The 21,621-nt window shown below is 44.0% G+C and carries 20 protein-coding genes; 7 read left to right on the top strand and 13 right to left on the bottom strand.

From position 1 onward, the window contains the following. Positions 1 to 133: 133 nt before the first annotated feature. The 5 genes from BBA02S_RS02110 to BBA02S_RS02090 all read right to left on the bottom strand — a co-directional run bounded on the left by BBA02S_RS02110 (position 134) and on the right by BBA02S_RS02090 (position 6,362). Positions 134 to 691 (bottom strand): GNAT family N-acetyltransferase, encoded by a 558-nt coding sequence (locus BBA02S_RS02110; protein ID WP_041113589.1) that lies wholly within the window; start codon positions 689 to 691, stop codon positions 134 to 136. Positions 692 to 859: 168 nt separating this feature from the next. Beyond that, positions 860 to 1,951, bottom strand: a complete 1,092-nt coding sequence (locus BBA02S_RS02105) for a branched-chain amino acid aminotransferase (RefSeq protein WP_041096002.1) — start codon at positions 1,949 to 1,951, stop codon at positions 860 to 862. A 155-nt stretch (positions 1,952 to 2,106) separates the two neighbouring features. Beyond that, positions 2,107 to 3,624, bottom strand: coding sequence for an ABC transporter permease/substrate-binding protein (locus BBA02S_RS02100; RefSeq protein WP_041096003.1), 1,518 nt, complete (start codon positions 3,622 to 3,624; stop codon positions 2,107 to 2,109). Continuing rightward, positions 3,617 to 4,585 (bottom strand): ABC transporter ATP-binding protein, encoded by a 969-nt coding sequence (locus BBA02S_RS02095; protein ID WP_041096004.1) that lies wholly within the window; start codon positions 4,583 to 4,585, stop codon positions 3,617 to 3,619. The genes BBA02S_RS02100 and BBA02S_RS02095 overlap by 8 nt, the downstream gene beginning before the upstream one ends. Before the next feature lie 301 nt (positions 4,586 to 4,886). After that, positions 4,887 to 6,362: a PAS domain-containing sensor histidine kinase gene (locus tag BBA02S_RS02090; protein ID WP_041096005.1), complete on the bottom strand. Its 1,476-nt coding sequence runs from the start codon at positions 6,360 to 6,362 to the stop codon at positions 4,887 to 4,889. A gap of 181 nt (positions 6,363 to 6,543) precedes the next feature. Between BBA02S_RS02090 and BBA02S_RS02085 the strand changes: the two genes are divergently transcribed. The 3 genes from BBA02S_RS02085 (at position 6,544) to BBA02S_RS02075 (ending at position 9,876) form a co-directional block, all read left to right on the top strand. Then, positions 6,544 to 7,206, top strand: coding sequence for an NUDIX hydrolase (locus BBA02S_RS02085; protein ID WP_052475060.1), 663 nt, complete (start codon positions 6,544 to 6,546; stop codon positions 7,204 to 7,206). A 290-nt stretch (positions 7,207 to 7,496) separates the two neighbouring features. Then, positions 7,497 to 8,612, top strand: a complete 1,116-nt coding sequence (proB, locus tag BBA02S_RS02080) for a glutamate 5-kinase (RefSeq protein WP_041097975.1) — start codon at positions 7,497 to 7,499, stop codon at positions 8,610 to 8,612. 22 nt (positions 8,613 to 8,634) lie between these two features. Beyond that, entirely contained in the window at positions 8,635 to 9,876 is a 1,242-nt protein-coding gene (locus BBA02S_RS02075; protein WP_041113590.1) for a glutamate-5-semialdehyde dehydrogenase, read from the top strand. A gap of 37 nt (positions 9,877 to 9,913) precedes the next feature. On the opposite strand, the gene BBA02S_RS02070 is transcribed toward BBA02S_RS02075, so the two are convergent. Together BBA02S_RS02070 and BBA02S_RS02065 are read right to left on the bottom strand one after the other, a co-directional pair. Further along, a complete protein-coding gene (locus BBA02S_RS02070) occupies positions 9,914 to 10,249 on the bottom strand; it encodes a hypothetical protein (RefSeq protein WP_041096007.1) in 336 nt (111 codons plus the stop codon). 145 nt (positions 10,250 to 10,394) lie between these two features. Next, positions 10,395 to 11,126, bottom strand: a complete 732-nt coding sequence (locus BBA02S_RS02065; protein WP_041096008.1) for a hypothetical protein — start codon at positions 11,124 to 11,126, stop codon at positions 10,395 to 10,397. Between the two features lie 262 nt (positions 11,127 to 11,388). Here BBA02S_RS02065 and yfkAB point away from each other — a divergent pair, with 262 nt between their 5' ends. After that, positions 11,389 to 12,501 carry a radical SAM/CxCxxxxC motif protein YfkAB gene (gene yfkAB, locus BBA02S_RS02060; protein ID WP_041113591.1) on the top strand — a complete coding sequence of 371 codons (1,113 nt, stop codon included), beginning with the start codon at positions 11,389 to 11,391 and terminating at the stop codon, positions 12,499 to 12,501. A 47-nt stretch (positions 12,502 to 12,548) separates the two neighbouring features. Here yfkAB and BBA02S_RS02055 read toward each other — a convergent pair whose 3' ends face one another. From BBA02S_RS02055 to ytvI, 4 genes are all read right to left on the bottom strand, one after another. Further along, entirely contained in the window at positions 12,549 to 13,490 is a 942-nt protein-coding gene (locus BBA02S_RS02055) for a metal ABC transporter substrate-binding protein (RefSeq protein WP_041113592.1), read from the bottom strand. A 20-nt stretch (positions 13,491 to 13,510) separates the two neighbouring features. Continuing rightward, entirely contained in the window at positions 13,511 to 14,368 is an 858-nt protein-coding gene (locus BBA02S_RS02050; protein WP_041113593.1) for a metal ABC transporter permease, read from the bottom strand. Then, a complete protein-coding gene (locus BBA02S_RS02045) occupies positions 14,368 to 15,111 on the bottom strand; it encodes a metal ABC transporter ATP-binding protein (protein WP_041113594.1) in 744 nt (247 codons plus the stop codon). The genes BBA02S_RS02050 and BBA02S_RS02045 overlap by 1 nt, the downstream gene beginning before the upstream one ends. A 256-nt stretch (positions 15,112 to 15,367) precedes the next feature. Further along, positions 15,368 to 16,399, bottom strand: coding sequence for a sporulation integral membrane protein YtvI (gene ytvI / locus BBA02S_RS02040; RefSeq protein WP_041096013.1), 1,032 nt, complete (start codon positions 16,397 to 16,399; stop codon positions 15,368 to 15,370). Between the two features lie 188 nt (positions 16,400 to 16,587). Here ytvI and msrA point away from each other — a divergent pair, with 188 nt between their 5' ends. From msrA to BBA02S_RS02025, 3 genes are read left to right on the top strand one after another with little or no spacing between them, the layout of a single operon-like run. Then, entirely contained in the window at positions 16,588 to 17,130 is a 543-nt protein-coding gene (gene msrA / locus BBA02S_RS02035) for a peptide-methionine (S)-S-oxide reductase MsrA (RefSeq protein ID WP_041096014.1), read from the top strand. Positions 17,131 to 17,181: 51 nt separating this feature from the next. Further along, positions 17,182 to 18,600 (top strand): MocR-like pyridoxine biosynthesis transcription factor PdxR, encoded by a 1,419-nt coding sequence (pdxR, locus tag BBA02S_RS02030; protein WP_082040212.1) that lies wholly within the window; start codon positions 17,182 to 17,184, stop codon positions 18,598 to 18,600. 20 nt (positions 18,601 to 18,620) lie between these two features. Continuing rightward, positions 18,621 to 19,691, top strand: coding sequence for a DUF3900 domain-containing protein (locus tag BBA02S_RS02025; RefSeq protein WP_041113596.1), 1,071 nt, complete (start codon positions 18,621 to 18,623; stop codon positions 19,689 to 19,691). A 730-nt stretch (positions 19,692 to 20,421) separates the two neighbouring features. On the opposite strand, the gene BBA02S_RS21215 is transcribed toward BBA02S_RS02025, so the two are convergent. Next, positions 20,422 to 20,571, bottom strand: a complete 150-nt coding sequence (locus tag BBA02S_RS21215) for a hypothetical protein (RefSeq protein ID WP_231557169.1) — start codon at positions 20,569 to 20,571, stop codon at positions 20,422 to 20,424. 427 nt (positions 20,572 to 20,998) lie between these two features. After that, positions 20,999 to 21,535 carry a GNAT family N-acetyltransferase gene (locus tag BBA02S_RS02015; RefSeq protein ID WP_041113663.1) on the bottom strand — a complete coding sequence of 179 codons (537 nt, stop codon included), beginning with the start codon at positions 21,533 to 21,535 and terminating at the stop codon, positions 20,999 to 21,001. Between the last annotated feature and the right edge of the window lie 86 nt (positions 21,536 to 21,621).

The raw sequence follows: 21,621 nt of genomic DNA, 5'->3' as shown, positions 1-21,621 counted from the left end.
TGGAAAGCAACAGGACCCCTCCGCAAGAAAATAAAAAAGACTGTAGACAAACTTCCATTTTCATTGACTTTGTCTGCAGTCTGAAGCACCTGTTCATACAGGTGCTTGTTTGGCTGGCCATCTCTCTTATACGTTATTGCTTGCCTTGCTTTTCTTTCCATTCATTTGCTAAAATCCCGTAAACCACGTGATCTGTATAATGATCATATAACCATTCTGCCTGTCTGATGATGCCCTCTTCTACAAACCCCAGCCTTGCAGGAACGCTTCTGCTTTTTTGATTCCCCACAGCAGCCCGTATCTCCACTTTATTTAAATGCAGGCGGCTGAAAGCATAGTCAGTCAGCGCCTTAGCAGTCTTTGTCATAATTCCCTTTCCTTGATATCCTTCTGCGAGCCAATAGCCTATTTGAACGGTTTTATTGGACCAATTGATGCTGTTAAAACCGGCAACGCCGACGATTTCTCCATCAAATAATATTACCGTATTCATACTCTTATTTTCAGCATAGCCTTTTAAACAAATTTTGATAAATTCTTGTGAATCTTCCACTTTAGTTGTTCCGTCTACCCAGGGCAGCCATTCTCTTAAATAGCTTCTCGATTGGTCCGTTAGTTCAAAAATTCTTTCAGCATCATTCAACTCAATTAACTTCAAGGATAAATTTTCATCGACTTTATGTACAAACATGGTCTTCCCTCTCCTCTATATGTATTTATGCTCTAACATGAATAAACTACAGGCCACCCCTGTGAAGAGATAAAAAAAGAGAAGCTGATCGCATGGCGACTAGCTTCTCCCTGTTCTAAACGATAGTTAGCTGCTTATCAATGAAATCAGCTGATGAAAAAGCTTTTTTTATTTTGCTTCTGCATATTGGTCAACTTCTACAGTCCAGTTAAATGGATCAGGCTCTTTCCCGCTTTGAATGTTCGTAATGGAGCTGTAAAGCTTTTTAGCAACCGGTCCTGTAACTCCCTCGTTGATGATCATTTTTTCATCATTCCAGAATAGCTCGCCGATTGGAGAAATGACGGCTGCCGTTCCTGTGCCAAATGCTTCTTCCAGCTGTCCGGCTTTATAGGCTTCGTAAATTTCTTCCATTGCTACACGGCGTTCAATCACCGGCAGGTTCCAAGATTTTAACAGCTCGATCACAGAGTTTCTCGTTACGCCCTCTAAAATACTGCCGTTCAGCGCAGGAGTGACGATTTCTCCGTTGATTTTAAAGAAGACGTTCATGCTGCCGACCTCTTCAATGTACTTCTTTTCCAGGCCGTCCAGCCATAAGACTTGTGTGTATCCTTGGCGATCGGCGACTTCTTGCGCTTTTAAGCTGGACGCATAGTTTCCTGCTGTTTTTGCTTCACCTGTTCCACCGGCTACCGCCCGGACAAATTGGTTTTCGACCAAAATTTTAACTGGATGAATGCCTTCTTTGTAATAAGCACCTACCGGCGACAAGATAATGATGAACTTGTATTGGCTGGATGGCGCTACCCCAAGGAACGGCTCTGTCGAAATGATAAATGGGCGAATGTAAAGCGATGTGCCTTCCGCTTTTGGAATCCATTCTTTCTCAACTGAAATTAATTGTTTCAGCGCTTCCAAAGCAAACTCTTCATCCACCGGAGGGATGCACAGACGCTCGTTGGAACGGTTTAAGCGCTCAAAGTTTTTCTTTGGTCGGAATAACAATACCCGACCCTCTTCTGTTAAATAGGCCTTTAATCCTTCAAACACAGTTTGGCCGTAATGAAAGACCATGCAGGCCGGGTCCAATGAAAGCGGCTCATAAGGAACGATCCGAGGATCATGCCAGCCCTGCCCTTCCGTGTAATCCATAATAAACATGTGGTCCGTGAATATTTTCCCGAAGCCAAGTTCTTCTGCTTTCGGTTTCGATTTTTTTTCAGGACTTAGGTTGAGTTGGATAGTCTGTTCTTTCATGTCGCACTGTCTCCTTGCTGTAGATGAATTTATTGAAAGTAAAGTGATAAAATAATAGTATACAAAACATTGTACAATTTTTTAGAATCTTTTAACAATAGTTTATTGCAAAATTATTGTAAAACATTTTCAATTCTTTGTCCAACCAATTTTTTCTAATTCAAAAGCCCTTCCGCCTCTAAAAAGTCCCGTGCCACTTCTTCCGGCTTCTGGTCGTTCACATTCACTTCGTAGTTCATCTTCCGCATTTGGTCATCTGTCACTTTGCCGGCAAGCTTGTTTAACGTTTTTTCGAGCTCCGGATGCTTTTTCAGTGTTTCTTTTCTTAGCAGTGGAGCTCCTTGATAGGGAGGAAACATCTGAAGATCGTCTTCTAACACCGTTAAACGGAACTGCTGTAATTCACTGTCCGTGGAGTAGGCATCTATTAAATTAATATCGCCTGATTTAATCGCTTGATAGCGCAGCTTAGGCTCCATTGTTTGGACGGACGGAAAGCGCAGGTTGTATTTTTTTTGAATGCCGCGATAGCCATCTTCACGATCAGCAAATTCCAATGTAAAGCCGGCTTTCATTTGCCCTTCTGCTTTTTTTAAATCGGATATCTTGTTTAGTTGAAGGTCTTTGGCCGTTTGTTCGGGAACAGCTAAGGCATACGTATTGTTGTAAGCCATCGGACGAAGCAGCGCCATATCATATTTTTTCAGCAAGCCGGATTGCGCTTGCTTGTACACAGCTTTCTGATCGGTGCTTTTTGCCTCCTCTTTTAAAAATTCAGCGATCGCCGTTCCGGTGAATTCCGGGTAAATATCAATCTCTTTTGCACGTAAAGCATTAAACACAAAAGAGGTTTTTCCGAGCCCCGGCTTTAATTCCACCTCCAGGTCGGTGTCTTGCTCGATCAGCAGTTTATACATATTCATTAATATTTCCGGTTCACTGCCAAGCTTCCCGGCAATCACGACTGTTTCTTCTTTTGATTTCATCAGCGACGGGGCAAGCAGAATCGCGCAGGCTGCCACAACTGCGATTCCTGCGATCGTTAAGGAGCGTTTAAATGAGACATTCTCAGCGGCTTTCAGCACCATATCAAAAAAGATAGCGAGCAATGCTGCCGGGACCGCTCCTAAAATAATTAAAGAGGTATTATTGCGGTCGATGCCAAGCAAAATGATATCGCCAAGGCCTCCTGCTCCGATCAAAGCCGCGAGAGTCGCCGTTCCAACAATCAATACCATCGCGGTCCGAATCCCCGCCATGATCACCGGCATAGCGAGCGGAAGCTCTACCTTGATTAATTGCTGATAGCTTTTCATGCCCAAGGCTCTGGATGCTTCAAGCAGTGATGGATCGACTCCGGTAATTCCTGTATATGTATTACGCAAAATTGGAAGAAGAGCATACACAACGAGAGCGATAATGGCGGGAACACGCCCGATGCCGAACACTGGAATCATCAATCCCAGTAAAGCCAGCGACGGAATCGTCTGCAGCACAGCTGTCACGCCGATAATGCTCTCGGCTGCCTTCTTGTGACGGGTTAAGTAAATCCCTAAAGGAATCGCAATGATGACGGCAAAAAACAAGGAGATGAAAGAAAGTTGCACATGCTCGAGCAGTGATTGCAGCACATCTGTCTTTCGATCATTAAATACACTGATAAATTTATCCATGGGCTCTTCTCTCCTTCAACATGGCCGACACATAAGCTAAAGCGGATTGTCTTGTAATGATCCCGATGATTTGGCCTTCTTGTTCTACTTGAATTTGCTCCTCTTGCATAAGTTGTTCAATCGCTGCTTCTAGCGGCAATTCAGCGGCAATTGTCCGTATGCCCGGCTGATTGGCTGTAATCGGGACGGGCTGTTTCACAAGGGCTTGGCCTACTGTGAAAGTTTCCTGGATTGCCGGTCGGGCGGTGCCGATAAATTGCTTCACAAACTCATTCGCAGGCGCGTGGAACATGTTTTCAGGAGTATCGAGCTGAACAATTTGGCCGTCCTTCATGAGGCAAATCCGGTCTCCAAGCTTGAATGCTTCCTGCATATCGTGTGTAACAAATACAATGGTTTTATGGATGCTTTTTTGCAATTCAACAAGATCATCCTGCATTTTCTCCCTGCTTACTGGATCTAAAGCACTGAACGGCTCATCCATTAACAAGATATCCGGATCGGCTGCTAAAGCCCGTACTACCCCGACACGCTGCTGCTGGCCGCCTGATAATTCCGCCGGCCTCCGCTTTTTGTACTTATCCGGTTCGAGGCCGACCATGAACAAAAGCTCATCTACTCGTTTTTCTATTTGATGACGGTCCCAATTTTTCAACTCTGGAACGATCGCGATATTCTCTTCAACAGTCAAGTGAGGAAATAAAGCAATTTGCTGAAGAACGTAGCCGATATTCCAGCGCAGTTCATGAATATCATAATTGCTGATTTCCTTCCCGCCGATCTCAATCGTTCCTTCAGAAGCCTCAATGAGCCGGTTAATCATTTTCAATGTCGTCGTTTTTCCGCAGCCGCTGGGCCCGGCAAGAATGAGAAATTCTCCCTTTTGTATAGATAAATCGATCGACTTTACAGCGGCTGTTCCATCCGCGTACTTTTTGGAAACCTTATTAAATTGAATCATATGTACTCCTCTTTCTTTTTTTCTCCCTAACCCTTTCCCTGAACACTCATACTAGCAAACATTTTCTTTTTCATGAAGCAAAAATGCTTGCTTGGTTGCGGATAATGATGGATGACAGGTGTTGGGATGATGAAGAATAACAGGAAAAAAGCCTATGTTCCGCAAGAACATAGGCCAGTGATCCTTATCTCTTTCACTTCAATCGCGCTTTAGGCGCTGCTTGGGCTGCTTTACATGTCGTCATCGTTTTCGGTTTTCATGCTGCTGATCCTTTAAGGAGTGCAAGGAAAAACAAAATTGGTTATCTGCTGCTAGGAAGGCGGATTTCTACTTTTGTTCCCTTTCCTTCTTCGCTTTCAAAGAAAATCTTTCCCTTGTGGTGCTCGATAATTTTAAAGCTGACCATAAGCCCGAGTCCGGTTCCCTTTTCTTTATTCGAATAGAACGGCTCCCCAAGGTGAGGAATCCGTTCCTGAGAAATGCCGATCCCGTTATCTGCCACCTCGATGCCAATCGAATCGTCCCCGGCTTTTTTTGTGCGAATCGTCACCTGTCCTCCATCCGGCATGGCTTCAATCGCATTTTTGATTAAATTCAGCATGACCTGCTTGATTTGTTTCTCTTCCACCCGGACCAAAGGAAGCTTTTCTGCCGGCTCCAGAATCAATTGTACTCCGTACAGCATCGCTTCCGGCTCCATAAATGCAATGGTGTCTCTTAAAATGTCATTCATTTCTTTTTCAACGAAGAACATTTCCTGGTTCGGCTTGGCAAGCATTAAAAACTCCTGCATGATCGATTCAATCCGGTCAAGCTCCGCCAGAATAATCTGGCTGTACTTATGATGAGTCTCCTGTCCCCACAATTGTGTAAATCCTTTAATGGCTGTTAAAGGGTTTCTCACTTCATGGGCAATGCCCGCTGCAAGCTGGCCGACCGCACTTAATTTATCCCGTTTGTTGAGCAGAATCTCCTTTTCTTTTAAATTCGTAATATCTTGTGTAATGACAATGACACGGTTCTTAAAATGCTCAGCAATAATTTTGCGGGAGCGGAGCCAAATAACAGCGCCATCTTTGTGGACAGCTTGATACTCAATTTCTGATCGTTCGCCATACGCTTCTTCATGTGCAAACCGTTTGAATCTCTCCCGGTCTTCCGGATGAATCACTGATAGAAAGGAGCTCAGGTCCTGATACATCTTGCCTTTTGAGTGTCCCAGAATTTTTTCATAGGAGGGACTAACGTAAAGGGCGCGGTTTGTAAAGCGGTCGTATACACAAAAAATATCATTAATATTTTCTGAGATATCCAGAAATTTCTTCTCATTTTCTTTTAATTCTTCTACTTTGCGATCTAGTAAAAGAGCAGTTTCAATTTTTTGGGTAATATTTCTTGTAACACACACGGCAGCTATGAATTGGCCGTTTTCATCATGAATAGGCGATACGGAAATTTTGACATGAAGAAGAGAGCCTTCTCTATGAAGGCGAATTGTTTTAAAATGATGAACGGTTTTCCCAGATAATAGCTTCTGTTTCAAAAAGTCAAATTCGCCCTCAAGGTGTGTGGGAATAGTCGGCAGGAGTTCTCTCTGCCGTCCCGTTAACTTCCAGCCATACTCCTGTTCGAATGCCTCGTTTACAGCAATGATTTTTCCATTCTGGTTAAAGATGCATAGAGGATCACAAACAGCTTTTAAAAAGGCATCATACCAATTGTTGTGCTCAACTGGCAAATGGTTTGATACGATCAATCCAGTTTCATTTGTTTTCACTTCTATCCTCTCCCCCTTATTACTATGTCTAAAATTCTTCTACTTTTCATTAAAAATCTTTCAACAAATGGTGAGTTTTTATGACAATTTTTGTTTGGACTCTCTCCCCGGTTCTTTTTTCACAAGATTCAGCGGATGTTCTATAATAAGGACAGAGAGATTGTAAGGAAGAGGTGCCGCTATGAAACTGAACCAACTATTTGAACACTTTCAAGGACGGACGCCTGCCATTCTAGGCAGTGAACACTTTGCTAAATTTGCTGTCCTTCTCCCCCTTGTTGAAAAAGATGGAGAGATTCATGTGCTATTTGAAGTGCGTTCCTATGAAATGCGCCGGCAGCCGGGAGAGGTTTGCTTCCCCGGCGGAAAATGTGATCCGGAAGATCGGGATGAACTTTTTACTGCTATCCGCGAAACAGCTGAAGAGCTTGGTGTGTCTCCTTCTGACATACGCGATACTTTCCCGCTTGACTTTATGCTGTCGCCCTTTGGGACGATCATCTTTCCCTTCGCAGGCGCCGTGCCGGCTGATCAGTTGCAGCTGAATCCTGATGAAGTGGCAGAGGTGTTTACGATCCCTTTGAACTATTTGCTGGAAACTGCACCGGACCGTCATACCATTCATTTCAAGGTCGAACCGGCGGAAGGCTTTCCGTATGATTTAATTATTGGCGGAGAAGATTATAAATGGCAGCCGCGCACGATGGATGAATACTTTTATTCTTACGAAGGCCGTATTGTCTGGGGCTTAACTGCCCGCATATTAAAGCATTTTCTTGATATTGTGAAATCATCGGGCATTTATAGGTCATCTTCTCCCCCTCTTGACAAATCAGAGAAATGATAGATAATTATGAATAATCATGAATAAGTAAACGATCAAGGGATTAGTAAACAAGTGAAATGCGTCAGAGAATGGAACTCACCGGCTGAAAGGTTCCTCGCAGGCAGCTGTTGAACCTGCCCTTAGCAGGCATCGCTTATGACAACATAAGCCGTTCCCCGCGTTATGGGTGCAAAGCGGACGCTTCTACGCGTCAATAAAGGTGGTACCGCGGAACAGCATGCCCTCCGTCCTTTGATGAGGAGGAGGGGCATGCTGTTTTTTTATATACAAGAAAAGGATGATGGATGGTGAAAAAATCAAGGGTTGTTGTGAAAATCGGCAGCAGTTCTCTGACGGATGAGCAAGGAAATATTGTAGAAGAAAAAGTGAATGATCATGTGTCCGCCATCGCAAAGCTCCGTGAAGAGGGGCATGAAGTCATTGTCGTTTCTTCCGGTGCCATTGCGGCTGGCTTTCGGTCACTAGGATATACGTCCCGCCCGAAAACGGTCGCGGCCAAACAAGCATCGGCCGCAGTTGGGCAAAGCTTGCTTATTCAAAAGTATATTTCTCTGCTGGCGCCGTTTAACCTGGTCGCTGCCCAGATGTTATTAACAAAGGAAGACTTCTATAGCCGCGGCCGCTTCCATAACTTCTATACATCGATGTCGGAATTACTGAGAGCCGGCGCCGTTCCTATTATTAATGAGAATGACTCTATTTCTATTGAAGAGCTGACTTATGGGGATAACGACATGCTGTCTGCTCTTGTCAGCGGCTTTACTCAAGCGAATGCACTGATTATTCTCACCGATATTGATGGCCTTTATGACAGTAACCCTATCAATAATCCGGGGGCCAAACGATTCCACTTTATCCCTGAGGTAACTGATGAACTGTTGTCTTATGCCGGTTCGAGCGGCACCTCCATTGGAACCGGCGGGATGAGATCCAAGCTGCTGGCTGCCAAAAAAGCGCTGGCTCTTGGAGTGCCGATTTTTGTGGGAAATGGTTCCGGCGAAGAGAAGCTGCTGGATATTCTCGCGGGAAAAGGGTCCGGCACCTATATTGGCGCCCCCTTTAAAAGCCATATGCAAATGAAAAAGCAATGGCTGGCCCACCATGCCAAGCCAAGCGGGCAAATCATCGTCGATCAAGGCGCTGAGCAAGCTATTTTATTGCGGGGAAAAAGCCTTTTGCCTGTTGGAGTGCTAGCCGTTGAAGGATTGTTTCATGCAATGGATGTAGTGACGGTGCTGAATGAAAAAAACGAAGTGCTCGGCAAGGGGCAAGTGTATTATTCTTCGGCAGATTTAGAGAAGGTGAAGGGACAAAGCAGCGCCCAAGCCCGGCGCTATTCAATCAATGAGCGGGCAGAAGTGATTCACCGCGATAACTGGGTAACAACGAAGATTATGGTTTAATCAAAAGAATGGAGTGGAGACAATGGGAGAATTACTTGAAAAGGCAAAGCTGCTCAAGGCAGCTTCCTATCAAATGGCCATGTTAACGGAAAAAGAGAAAAACCTGGCGCTGGAGCAGATCGCCGATGCGCTGCTTTCGAATATCGATTTTATTCTAGAAGAGAATTCACAGGATATGGAGGCAGGAGCTGCCGCCGGTTTTGCCCCGCCTCTGTTAGACCGGCTGCAGTTAACAGAAGAGCGCATCCGGCAAATGGCGGACGGCGTCCGGCAATTGATCGAGCTTACAGACCCTGTTGGTGAAACAACAGAAAAGTGGACGCTTGAAAACGGCCTGAATATCCAAACCGTCCGGGTGCCGCTCGGTGTTATTGGCATGGTCTATGAAGCGCGTCCGAATGTGACGGTGGATGCCGCCGCTCTTTGTTTGAAAGCAGGCAATGCTGTTTTGCTTCGCGGCAGTTCTTCTGCCGCCCGTTCCAACCTGGCCTTAGCAAAGGTAATGAAAGCCGCGCTGCAGACATCTCCTCTTCCAGAGGATGCCCTGCAGCTGCTAGAAGATACAAGCAGGGAAACAGCGACAGAGATGTTTCGGCTGAATGATTACTTGGATGTATTAATTCCCCGAGGCGGAGCCGGCTTAATCCAGACGGTGATCAAACAGGCCACGGTCCCTGTACTGGAAACTGGCGTGGGTAATTGTCATATTTATATTGATGACAGCGCGGAAAAAGATATGGCGATTGCCATTGCGGAAAACGCCAAGCTGCAGCGCCCTTCTGTTTGCAATGCCGCTGAAACCTTGCTGATTCATAAAGACTGGCCGCACCGGCGCGCGCTGCTGCAGTCCCTCTTCGACAAAGGCGTAGAGCTTAGAGGCTCCGCTGACTTAACAGCCGAATGTTCATTTATGAAACAAGCAGCAGATGAGGATTGGCACACGGAATATTTAGCTCCCATCTTGGCAGTAAAAACAGTAGAAAACATCGAAGACGCCATTTTACACATTCAAACGTATGGAACGAAGCATTCAGAAGCGATCGTTTCTGAGAACAGCGAACAAGTGAACATGTTTTTCCGGGCGATTGATGCCGCCGTCCTTTATCATAATGCATCCACTCGTTTTACAGATGGAGAACAGTTTGGGTATGGAGCGGAAATTGGTATAAGCACACAAAAACTGCATGCACGCGGACCGATGGGACTGCGCGCCTTAACCACTGTGAAGTCGCTTGTAGAAGGAACAGGACAAATTAGACACTAAATGAAATCCGGCAGCTGCAATCAAGCTGCCGGATTTCTTACGTTACAGAAAAAGCTAGATGGATATAGTTGCTTTTCTGTAATACGAAGCCCTGTTTCATAAGAGCTTCCCACATATAACGATCCAATGCGTAAGGGCTCTTTTCCTGAAGTTTTTCTGCCTCTTCCTTTTCGATCGAAAAAGGATATAATTGATCGTCAATGAAAAAAGAGAGATAAATCGTTTCTTTCTGGCCGCTCCAGTCAAACAATAAGATGGCCTCCTGCTCCCAGTCATGCAATTGCACTTCGATGCAATTGACGACATGGTAAAAATAGCTTTCAGGATCCATCATTTTTGATAGATAGCTCCTCAGCATGCTGGAAGTATTCATGCTACTCCTCCATTCACCTTTTATTCTCACAAGTTATCTTATACACTCTTTATTCCCGTTACCCGCTGCTTTAATCAAGATCCCTCTATTTTCTTGAAAATGAAACAACGGACCGGCGAAAAGCACCGGTCCGTTGTTAGACGTCTTATTTCAATTCTTGAAGAATGAGCTGTTCGCCTTCTTTTTTATAAGTAAAAGCGATCTCTGTTCCTTCTTTAAGTGTGTCAAACTTTTTCATCGTTTCACTTTCAGGAGCTACCTGGAAAGATTGCGGCTGGCCGTTCACTTCAATTTCAACGGTATGCGGGTCAGCCATTCCGTTAAAGATGCCTTTTGCTTCAACAGCTGTTCCAGTTTCTGGCTGCTTGGCACCTTCGGATTTTAACTCTTGAAGAATGAGCTGTTCACCTTCTTTTTTATAAGTGAATGTAATTTCTGTTCCTTCGCTCATCTTATCAAACTTCTTCATTATTTCACTGCCGGGAGCTACTTGGAAAGACTGCGGCTGACCGTTGACTGCAATCTCAACCGTATGCGGGTCGCCAACGCCGTTGAAAATTCCTTTCGCTTCCACTGCTTTAGCAGGCTGAGTTTGTTCAGCAGGCTGTTTGTTTGCTTCGTCTTTTCCTTCAGTTGTCTCTTTGTTTGCTTCAGGTGCATCATCTGCTGGTTGTTCAGTTTCTGTTTCTGTTTCGCTGGCAGGCTGTTCAGTTGTACCTTCTTCTTCCTGCTCTACTTGTGTATCCTGTTCAGGCTCTTCTGCCGGCTCTTCAGCAGGCTTGTCCGTTGACTGCTTTGTCGTTTCTTTTTCTGAACAGGCGCCCAATATTCCTCCTGCAAGCACCACAGCTCCCAGGATCATTGACCACTTTTTCATAGATGAACTCTCCCTTCACTTACTTTCCTTACAGCCTACATTGTAACATACATGGAATTTTTCGCTAACTATTTACATAATAAACAGGAAAAATAGTACTCTTGCATGAGTGAGAACTGAAAGAGGACAGCGTCCATTTTCTTATCACAGGAATTGGAAGCGTTTGCTTTGTCCACCCTCCTTCTCGTTTCCATTTTTCCTGTTCATTTATGAAGAAAATAACAGTATAATAGTTGGTTGTATAAAGAAATGAGGGTTAAACATGAAACAATCGATTTCACCTGCATTTGATCCGTGGGAAGCTTACTTAGACGTAGAGCAGACGGGCCAGATGCAATTGTCCAATGTCGAGTTCACGACAACGACATTATGCAATATGAGATGCGCGCATTGTGCTGTCGGTTATACGCTGCAGACGAAAGATCCAGAGGCTTTGCCGCTGGAGATACTCATCCGTCGGCTCGATGAAGTGCCTGCGTTAAGGGCATTGAGCATTACCGGCGGTGAGCCGATGCTGTCGAAGTCCTCGGTGCGCGAGTATGTGCTGCCGCTTTTGAAATACGCGCATGAACGAAACGTGTATACCCAATTAAACTCTAATTTAACACTCGAGCTGTCTCGTTACGAGGAAATTGCCCCGTATTTAGATGTGCTGCATATTTCCCATAATTGGGGCACGACAGAAGAATTTGCTGAAGTAGGATTTGCCAACATGGCGCGCAAACCATCCTTTCAGCAGCGTGAAGCTTTATTTCAGCGAATGATTGATAACAGCAAAGCATTATCCCGGATGGGAGTGATGGTATCGGCAGAAACGATGTTAAATAAAAGCACACTGCCTTATCTTGAGAAAATCCATCGCCAGGTCGTCGAAGAAATGGAATGTGCCCGCCACGAAATTCACCCAATGTACCCGAGCGATTTCGCCAGTGCGCTTGAATCGCTTTCCTTGGATAGAATTCGTGAAGCGATTCACCGCCTGCTGGACGTTCGTGACCAGCACGTGTGGATGCTCTTTGGCACGCTGCCTTTTTATGCCTGCAGTGCAGATGAACAGACACAGAAGCTGCTCAAACGATTGCGCGGGGAAAAAAACGTAACGGTTCGCAATGATCCGGACGGCCGTTCCCGTTTGAACATTAATATCTTTACCGGGGAAATCATTGTGACAGATTTCGGTGACGCTCCCCCGTTAGGAAACATTCAAACAACCGCATTGCAGGAGGCCTACGAAACGTGGAATCAATCCCGGCTTGCGGCCCAGTTGAACTGCCACTGTGCGAATGTTCAATGTCTAGGACCGAACATCTTAGTGAAAAATGCTTACTATAAAAACATCAGCTTTACGGATAAAGCAGCTATGCTTGTTAAATAAAAAGAAGGCGCCAGGTTAGCGCCTTCTTTTTTGCTACTGATCGTTTTCTATTCTTCTTTTAAATGATCGAGAATCACAGAGATATTTGATTCCATCATTTTTATATAGGAGTCCCCTGCTTCTCCCGGTTTTCCAAGAGAATCTGTAAATAGCGTGCCGCCAACCGGAACGCCGGTTTCTTCTGAAACGGTATTCATGTTGCGGGGATCAACGCTTGTTTCAACGAATAAGACGGGTACTTTTCTTTGCTTCACAATGTCTACAATGGTTTTTACTTGCTGTGGTGTTCCTTGATTTTCGGCATTTATTTCCCAAATATATCCTGCTTCAAAATCATACGCTTCGCAAAAATATTTAAAAGCCCCTTCACTTGTTACCAAATACCGTTTTTCTTTTGGGATCTGACTAAAGTTTTCCACTGCTTCGTTATGAAGATCTTGCAGTCTGGCAATATATTCCTTCGCATTCTTTTCATAAATGCCAGCATGTTCCGGATCTATCTTTATAAGTGCCTTCTTTGCATTTTCTGCATATTTAATGCCGTTGCGGATATCGAGCCATGCATGAGGGTCTTCTTCCCCTTCCTTGCCTTTTGTAGTTAAGTGCTTGGCTTCTACTCCTTCGCTCAGTCGAAAAACAGGAGCATCCTTTCCTGATTTTCCAGCGGTATCTAATAATTTTTCAAACCAGGAATTACCTGCTTCTAAATTTAAGCCATTATAGAAAACCGCGTCTGCATCCGTTGCTTTCTGAATATCCAATGGAAGCGGATCATATTCATGCGGATTCGATCCTACCGGCGCCAAGCTATGAATATCCACCCGGCTGCCGCCGATATTTTTCACAATATCATATAAGATGGAATAAGTAGTGACAATCTGCAATTTTTCTTCCTTGCTGCGTTCATTCGCTTTATTTTCGTTTCCGCATCCAGCCAAAAGGAAAATAGCGATCAAGCCTGCAATTAAATATCTCCATTGTTGTTTCATCTTTTAAACTCCCTTTGTATTTAAACTAAAGATCCTTTTTTTCTTCGTGCTTTGATAAAGTTCCACAATACTCCCCGCTTCGGTGAAAAAGTAAAAGCTAGTAAAAATAGCATAGTAGCTATTAATACAATCGTTGCACCAGAAGCTAAATTGTAGGTGAAGCTAAAGTATAATCCAATAACTGATGAAATTACTCCCAGCCCCGCTGACAGATACAGCATCACCCATAAGCGGTCCGTTAGTAAATAGGCGGTGGCTGCGGGAGTAATAAGCATAGCGACGACAAGCACAATGCCTACTGTTTGCAACGAGGCTACTGTCACCATTGTCAGTAATGTCATCAAAAAGTAGTGGATGCCTTTCACAGGCAAGCCATAGGCGGCTCCCATTGTCGGATCGAAGGAAGTCACAAGCAGTTCTTTATAAAATAAAAAAATAGAGAAAAGAACAAAGATGCCTATGCCTAAAGTAGTCCACATATCTGAAGGGCGGACAGCTAAAACATTGCCGAACAATATATGATACAAATCTGTGCTGCTCTTCATCAATGTAATGAGAATAATCCCTAAGGCGAAGGCAAAGGTGAACATAATACCGATCGAAATATCATTTTTAATGCGGCTGTTTTGACTGACAAATCCGATCGCTACAGCAGTAAGTATTCCCGAAAAGACGGCCCCGACGAAAAAGTTTATACCAAGCATATAAGCGGTCGCTACTCCGGGAAGCACTGCATGGGAAATCGCATCTCCCATTAACGCCATGCCCCGCAAAATAATAAAGCACCCGACTGTCCCGCAGATAATTCCAACCATAATGGAAGTGAACAGTGCTTTTTGCAAAAAACCATATTGAATGACGGCATCCAGAAATTCCACTAGGCTTGCACCTCCAGCTTGTCAAGAAAGGAAAAACGTCCAGAATAAGCTTTGGATAGAACGTCGGCCTGCAGTACTTGATCAATCTTTCCAGATCCGATGAGCTCTTTATTTAACACGATCAGCTGATCGAAGTAGTCATTCACTTTGCTTAAGTCGTGATGGACCACCAGAATTGTTTTTCCGTTTGTGCTTAACTCTTTTAAAATATGAATGATGGTCTCTTCACTAGCTGCGTCGATGCCCACAAAAGGTTCATCAAGGAAAAAAACCTGGGCTTTTTGTGCAAGCGCCCTTGCCAGGAAAACACGTTGCTGCTGTCCGCCGGAAAGCTCCCCGATTTGGCGTTTGCTGAAATCCTGCATCCCTACTTTTTCCAGACATTGCAGCGCCCATGCTTTTTCTTTTTTCTTCGGTCGCTTAAACAAACCTAATGTGGGATAACATCCAATGATGACGGCATCTAGAACAGTAATCGGAAAATCCCAGTCGATATGGCTTCTTTGCGGAACGTAAGCGATAAACTTCCTCATTTCCTTTATGTTTTTTCCATATATTTTCACCTCGCCTTGATCTTTTGGTATTAAATTTAACAAGGCTTTTATCAAAGTAGACTTCCCTGCTCCGTTTGGCCCGATGATTCCTACTAGACTCCCTGGATCAACTGAAAAGCTGACGTCCCTTAATGCCTCATTTCCATGATAGGAAACGAATACATTCTTTACTGTAAGTGCACTATCCATTTCAAATCCCCTTTCGACAGTTTCCAAATAACAACATAAATTTTCTTTGTAAAAAAAGTTTCCTTAAGGCAAAAAATAGGCCAAAAAAATTTAAATGATTGGATGGGATCACAAAAAAATAATATGCTGAAAATGACATTTGTTATAGGTTAAAAAAGTTTCCCTTGCACAAAAAAATAAAGCATAATCAAACTTCTGTCAAGTATTTCAATTAAAAAAAGCACCATCCCTATATCGGAATGGTGCCTTCTGGCTGTCAGATTTTCCATCTGCTTTTTATAATTCCAGCTTCCCGGAGCGTGTCATACACAATGACAATAGCCGGGCCAACGAAAAAGCCGATAAACCCGAGCAGCTTAAAGCCGATGAATAAACTGATTAAAGCGGCGAGCGGAGAAATGCCCATATTGCTGGAGAATACCTTCGGCTCCAGTATCCGCCGCACAACTGTAATGATGATAAACAGCACGATCAAGCCAAAGCCAAGAAATTGGTTTTCTTGGAAGAAGCAAATGATTGCCCAAGGCACAAGCACAGAGCCTGTTCCGAGAATCGGCAAGATGTCGACAAAAACGATTAAAATCGATAAAAGCATGGCGTAAGGCACTTTTAAAATCGATAAACCGATAAAGGCCATGAGAAAAGTCACGATGCTCAAGAAAATTTGCGCTTTAATAAAACCAATTCCCGCGCGATTCAGCTGAGCAGTGATTAAATACAGCTTTTCCTTTGTCGCTTCCCGCAAATGCCTTTCTGTCTTAATCCGCAATCGGGAGAGCTCCAGGCTGAATAAGAAGACGGCTATTAAATAAACTAAAAACTCAATGAGGAACCCGGGAATGGCCGCTGCCAGGCCAATCAGCCATTCAACGACTCCCTGCAGCATGCTCGTCACGGACTGCAGCGTATTTTCGATCGTTGTCTCAAATGATTGAAATACATCGGGAGGCAAAGATTTAAAGTACCGCCCCGACTGGTCGAAGAAATCTTTCAAGGATTCTTTATAGAAGTCATTAGCGAAAGACGGCGCCTTTTGTGCAAGTGTCACCACTTGATCGATGAATAGATTTACGATAAACCACACGAACAGGGCAATAAAGAGCAAGTAAAGCAAAAAGGTGGCGAGCACTGCCCGGAAGCGCGTCCATTTAAAGCGCATCATAAACCATTTCACCGAGTTCTCAAGCATAATGGCAGTGATCAATGCCAGAAGAAAAGGCAAGGAATAAGGAATTAAATAGATTGTTATAATTATTAAAGCGGCTGTAGTAATCCATCTTTTTATCATTGTATAATCGGCGGCTCCTTACTTCGTGTCTCATTGTGTGTAATTTCTATAATAAACCATTTTATCTTGGAAAGTCACTTTTTAACTAGCGGAAAAAAGAGTTTTGTCTCATGATTGATTGGTGACAAATGAAGAGAGTAAGTGATAACATGAACTATTATTCTAAGTATATAACGAGGTGAAGCACCATGAATAAAAAATTAGAGAAAGCAACATTCGCCGGCGGCTGTTTTTGGTGTATGGTGAAGCCGTTTGATCAATGGGACGGCGTACATGCGGTGATTTCCGGCTATACCGGCGGCAAAGTGGCCAACCCGACTTATGAACAAGTAAAAAGCGGAGCGACCGGCCATTTAGAGGCTGTGGAAATTACCTATGATCCCTCTCTCATTTCTTACGAAACGATTCTTGATTTATATTGGCCGCAAATTGATCCGACAGATGACGGCGGCCAGTTTCATGACCGCGGCGATTCTTACCGGACAGCTATCTTCTATCACACAACGGAGCAGAAAGAGCTAGCGGAAGCCTCTAAGAAAAAAATAGAAGAGAGCGGAAAATTCCAAAAGCCGATCGTCACCCGCATTTTGCCGGCAGCGCCGTTTTATCCGGCTGAGGATGACCACCAGGACTTTTATAAGAAAAACCCTGAAGAGTATCAAGCGGACCGCCGGAAATCAGGACGGGACGAATTTATAAAAGAGCATTGGACAGAAGATAGTAAGCACTGACCGAGGGTGATATGATAGAGGGAGCACAACAATAGGGAGATTGAAAAAGCAATGAGCACAAATCTTGCGAAATATGAAAAAGTAATGAATTACATCAAAAAAGCCATTTCAAGCGGTGAATGGCCGATTGGCAGCAAAATTCCGAGTCAGCGCAAGCTGGCGGAATTGCTGTCCGTTAACCGCTCAACGATCGTTACGGCACTTGAGGAGCTAAAGATAGAAGGATTAATCGAAGGCGTAATGGGAAAAGGCACGATGGTCGTCAACAATACGTGGACACTTCTGGCCGCCAGTCCCCCTTCATGGGATGAATCTGCGCCTTTTTCTGCTCCTAAGCCTTTGCCTGCTCCTGTCCTGGAAACAGATGGTGTGAAAGCGCCGGAGCATTTCATTGAACTCAGCAAAGGCGAACTGGCACAGGATATTTTTCCGACCGATAACATGCAGCAAGTGATGATGAGGCTCGCTCAAAGCCTGGAGCCTTTCGGTTATGAAGAACCAAAAGGCTATCTTCCGTTAAGAAAGGCAATCAGTGATTATATGAGAAAGCAAGGGACAGACATCACCCCTGCTTCCATCCTAATCGTTTCCGGAGCCATTCAAGGATTGCAGCTGATATCCGCCGGTCTTCTGCACAAAGGGTCGACCGTTTTTCTCGAGAAGCCGTCTTATCTTTACTCGCTTCACACGTTCCAATCTGCCGGCATGAACCTATCAGGCCTGCCGATGGACGAGGAAGGACTCCGGGCAGACGCCCTTCTTAAAAAGGCGATGGCGGGCCCTGCTTCCGTCTTATATACGATTCCCTGCTTTCATAATCCGACTGGCATCTTAATGTCAGAGGCGCGCCGGAAGGAATTGCTCGATGTCTGCGCCGAAAAGCGGCTGCCGGTGATTGAAGATGATATTTACCGGGAGCTTTGGATAGACTCGCCTCCCCCGCCGACGCTCCAGTCGCTCGATGTGAATGGGCATGTACTGTATATCGGCAGCTTTTCAAAAACACTGACTCCCGGCCTTCGCATCGGCTGGATTGCCGGTTCGGAACAAGTGATTGAACGTCTGGCCGAGATCAAGAAACAGACAGACTACGGTTCCAGCTCCCTTTCGCAGCTCGTTGCGGCAGAATGGATTTCGAGCGGCTTGTACGAGCAGCACTTGTCTTTTGTCCGGAAGGAATTAAAGAAACGTCGGACGGCAGCCCTTCATGCACTCGATGAGCATATGAGCGATCTGGCTGAATGGGACATTCCCGCCGGCGGCTTTTTAATCTGGCTGCGCATGAAGGAAGGCATTCAATTAAAGGACATTTATTCCAAAGCTTACCGCGCCGGTCTTTCATTAAATGTCGGCAGCATTTATACGGGAGAGTCTGTTCAAGCAATTCGGCTGTCCTACGGCTACGCTTCAATCGAGGAGTTTGAACAAGGCATCAGGAAGCTGCGGCAAATCATTCTTGAAGATAACTAACATAAAAACAGGTGATAACCATGGATTTTAAAATACATTACCTCTCCTTCTTCTTAGTCCGCGTAGATGACAAAGAAGAAAACAAGCGGGCCCAGCACTTTCGAACGCTGGATGAGGCGGAATATGAAAGCAGCCCGCTGAAGGATTTTCTCGATGGCGAATTCGCGAAGATTGTGAAACGCAAAGCGGAGCGTCATCCGAAGGCCGAACAAGTACCTACAAAAATCGGCTTTTTTACAGCGGAACCGGGTCATGACCTGACATCGAACCCGAACTATAACTTATTTGCGAAAGCCCGCTCCGCCTTTTCCTTGCTTGAGTTTCAGGAAGCGAGCGAACAATTTGCTTCGCTCTATGTGCAAACGAGCGCGGCACGCGGCGGTGTCTTCATCGTCGCCAAAGCACAGCTAAGAAAATACTTCGACGATCCCTTTGTCTTTGTTTTAAAATGCGACTTTGAACCGAAAGTCGCCTCGATTTCCGATGCCTCCTCCCTCATCGAGCATGTGGAGCTGGCCATCACAACTAAAAATATGAAATCCATTCAATACCCCTACATGCCCGAAGAAGGAATGATCGAAGAAGGCGAACTGAAAATCCACCAGGCTTCCCACGCCCGCTATTTTGAAGACTTCTTAAAATACGTCGGCTACGAACAGTCGATGCCTGAAATCGTGAAAACACAAGTGATGGACTTCGTACGGGAAACGGTGATTGAAGACTTAGAAGATGAAAGCCCCGAGCGTGCCCAGTTTGAAGAAGCCATGGAAATTTGGGCGGAGAGTCCAAAACGGGAGCTGCAGGAGCGCTTTTCGACGGAAGAAATCGTGGAAGTGGCCAGCCGTATGGTCGAGCATACGCCTGAGCTTGAACTCAAGATGAAGCTGGACCATATGGGTGTCAAAGCGATGCTGTCGGACTTCGGAGAGTCGGTGCATTTGGCTAAAATCGGCGACCGCTATGTTGTTCTGATGGAAGCTGATTCAGTGATCTTTGAAAAAGGCTTCTCTCCTATTGAGTTTCATAAGCCTGAGGATTTGGATGAGGTGGTTGAGCGGATTCGGGAGAAGCATGGGAGCTTTTCGAGGTGAGGCAGAGCTGAGGGTTTGTGACCACAATATAAAAAATCATTATGTTTCTTGACCTATCAAAGCCTTTTTTGAAGACAAAAGGAGCAGCACTCTAGGAAACTCTCTTTGTTACATACAGTTTCAAAATGAACGCTCCAGAATAAGCTGAGATTGTGCAATTTCAAACTATTTGAAGGGTTTAATCAACGTAAACCAATTTAATATCAGGCACTATCATTGGGGATCAACGAACAATTACATCATCCAATCAAAAAATAATGGGATGAAATTATAACGTTTAGGAAACGAATAAGCTTTTGGTCCATCCGTCTAGGGAACTTACATAACTAAGGGTTCCTCTTTTAATTTCAAATTCACTTGAAGTTTCCTTGTTCATGGTCACTTCCCTTCCCCCGCCTTTCTCACAGGCTGCTGGAAGGGTTCTTTGCATTCTTTGAAGACGAATTTAATGGCAGACAGGTCGTCAGGTAAGGCTGGCGATATTGTGTATGTATGGAACATATGCCCTTCACAGCTGCCCCCTCCTTCATTTCGGCATTCGTACTCTCCTCCTCCTTCTATGGAAAGATCGAAAAAGGGATGCTCCTGAAAAGGAATAGAAGGTTCACTGGCTGTATTGGCATCGATAGCAAAATGAACAACACTGGCATTTTCAAATTGACGGACCAATGTGACAGAGAAAAACAGATCGTCTTTTTCAAATGATTTTAAAACGTGAATATTTTTCAGACTAGGCAGAGACCCACTGTGCAGTTGGAGAGCCTGGATTATGATTAGAAAGGTCTTTCCGTTGCTTTATTAGCTTGCATATCTGTTCATGGATATCTGCAATCTTTTCATCATAGTGTTCTGTTGGTGGTTCAAACGGCATTTGTCTCATATTCCGCCCTCCTATTTAATTTCAGGTAGCTCCATTTTAACATATAACGGCAAGAAGAGAGGCCCATTCCTTAGGCGATAAAGGGCATTTCATTCCGCTCCCCGCATTTGTTCATCAGCTAAGTGGCTGTTTTCGTCTATTTCCACCTCAGCACATGGAGGAAGAGGTTGTTATCAAGAGTAAATTATTAAAAATGAATTAATGTCAATGCTTTTACTTTAAGGACATGTATTTAACGCATTTAAATCAAACGGAAATGTAGCTTTAAAATAATGATTGATAAAAACCGTGCTTCAAACGTTCGTTTTACAATATAAAAACCCTACTGTTTTGAAAAAAGATTGATCAAAACAGTGGGGTTTCCTTTGTGGAAGAGCCAGGTTTTTATAAAAAAGATTGATTATTTCAATTACTAATCCTCAAATTTTTAAATTTCCGTCTTTTTATATTCCTTTTGTAGTATAGACATGATGATTTCATCCGAAAATTTCCCATTATAGTATAAAGAATCTCGTAAAATCCCCTCTTGATTGAAGCCTGATTTTTCGTAAGCTCTAATGCCACGCTTATTATGGCTGAATACTTCTAATTGTAAGCGATTCAATTTTAATCCTTCAAAAACAAATTTTAAGACTAGCTGAATAGCTTCTGTACCAAAACCCTTACCTGTCAACTCAATAGCATTCATTGAAATTCTAAAACCAGCTTTGCTGTTATCTTCATCTATATCAGAAATTGATAGTTCTCCAATCATTTGTCCATTTTCATTTAAACAAATAGCAAAATCATAGCGTGATGAATCCTCATTTGAACTTCTAATATGTTGTTGAATTTGATCCAAAGTGAACGAACCTTTTGTTCCAGTCATGTATCGGATTTCTTCATCTTTTGTATTGTTTAAAAATATTTTTGCATCTGATTCCTCTAAAGGACGCAGATAAATTCTTTCGCTTTTTAAATTCATGGTTGTTCCTCCTACATATAAAATTCTATTTCTTTTATAATATTTTATCCTTACAGAGAAAAATATCCAAAGAATGACTGCCCAAA

Origin of the sequence: Bacillus badius NBRC 15713 (assembly GCF_001591605.1) — a bacterium.
GTDB classification, from domain to species: Bacteria; Bacillota; Bacilli; order Bacillales; family Domibacillaceae; genus Pseudobacillus; species Pseudobacillus badius.
The sequence above is the reverse complement of the archived record's forward strand: the minus strand, read 5'-3'. Positions and strand labels throughout refer to the sequence as shown.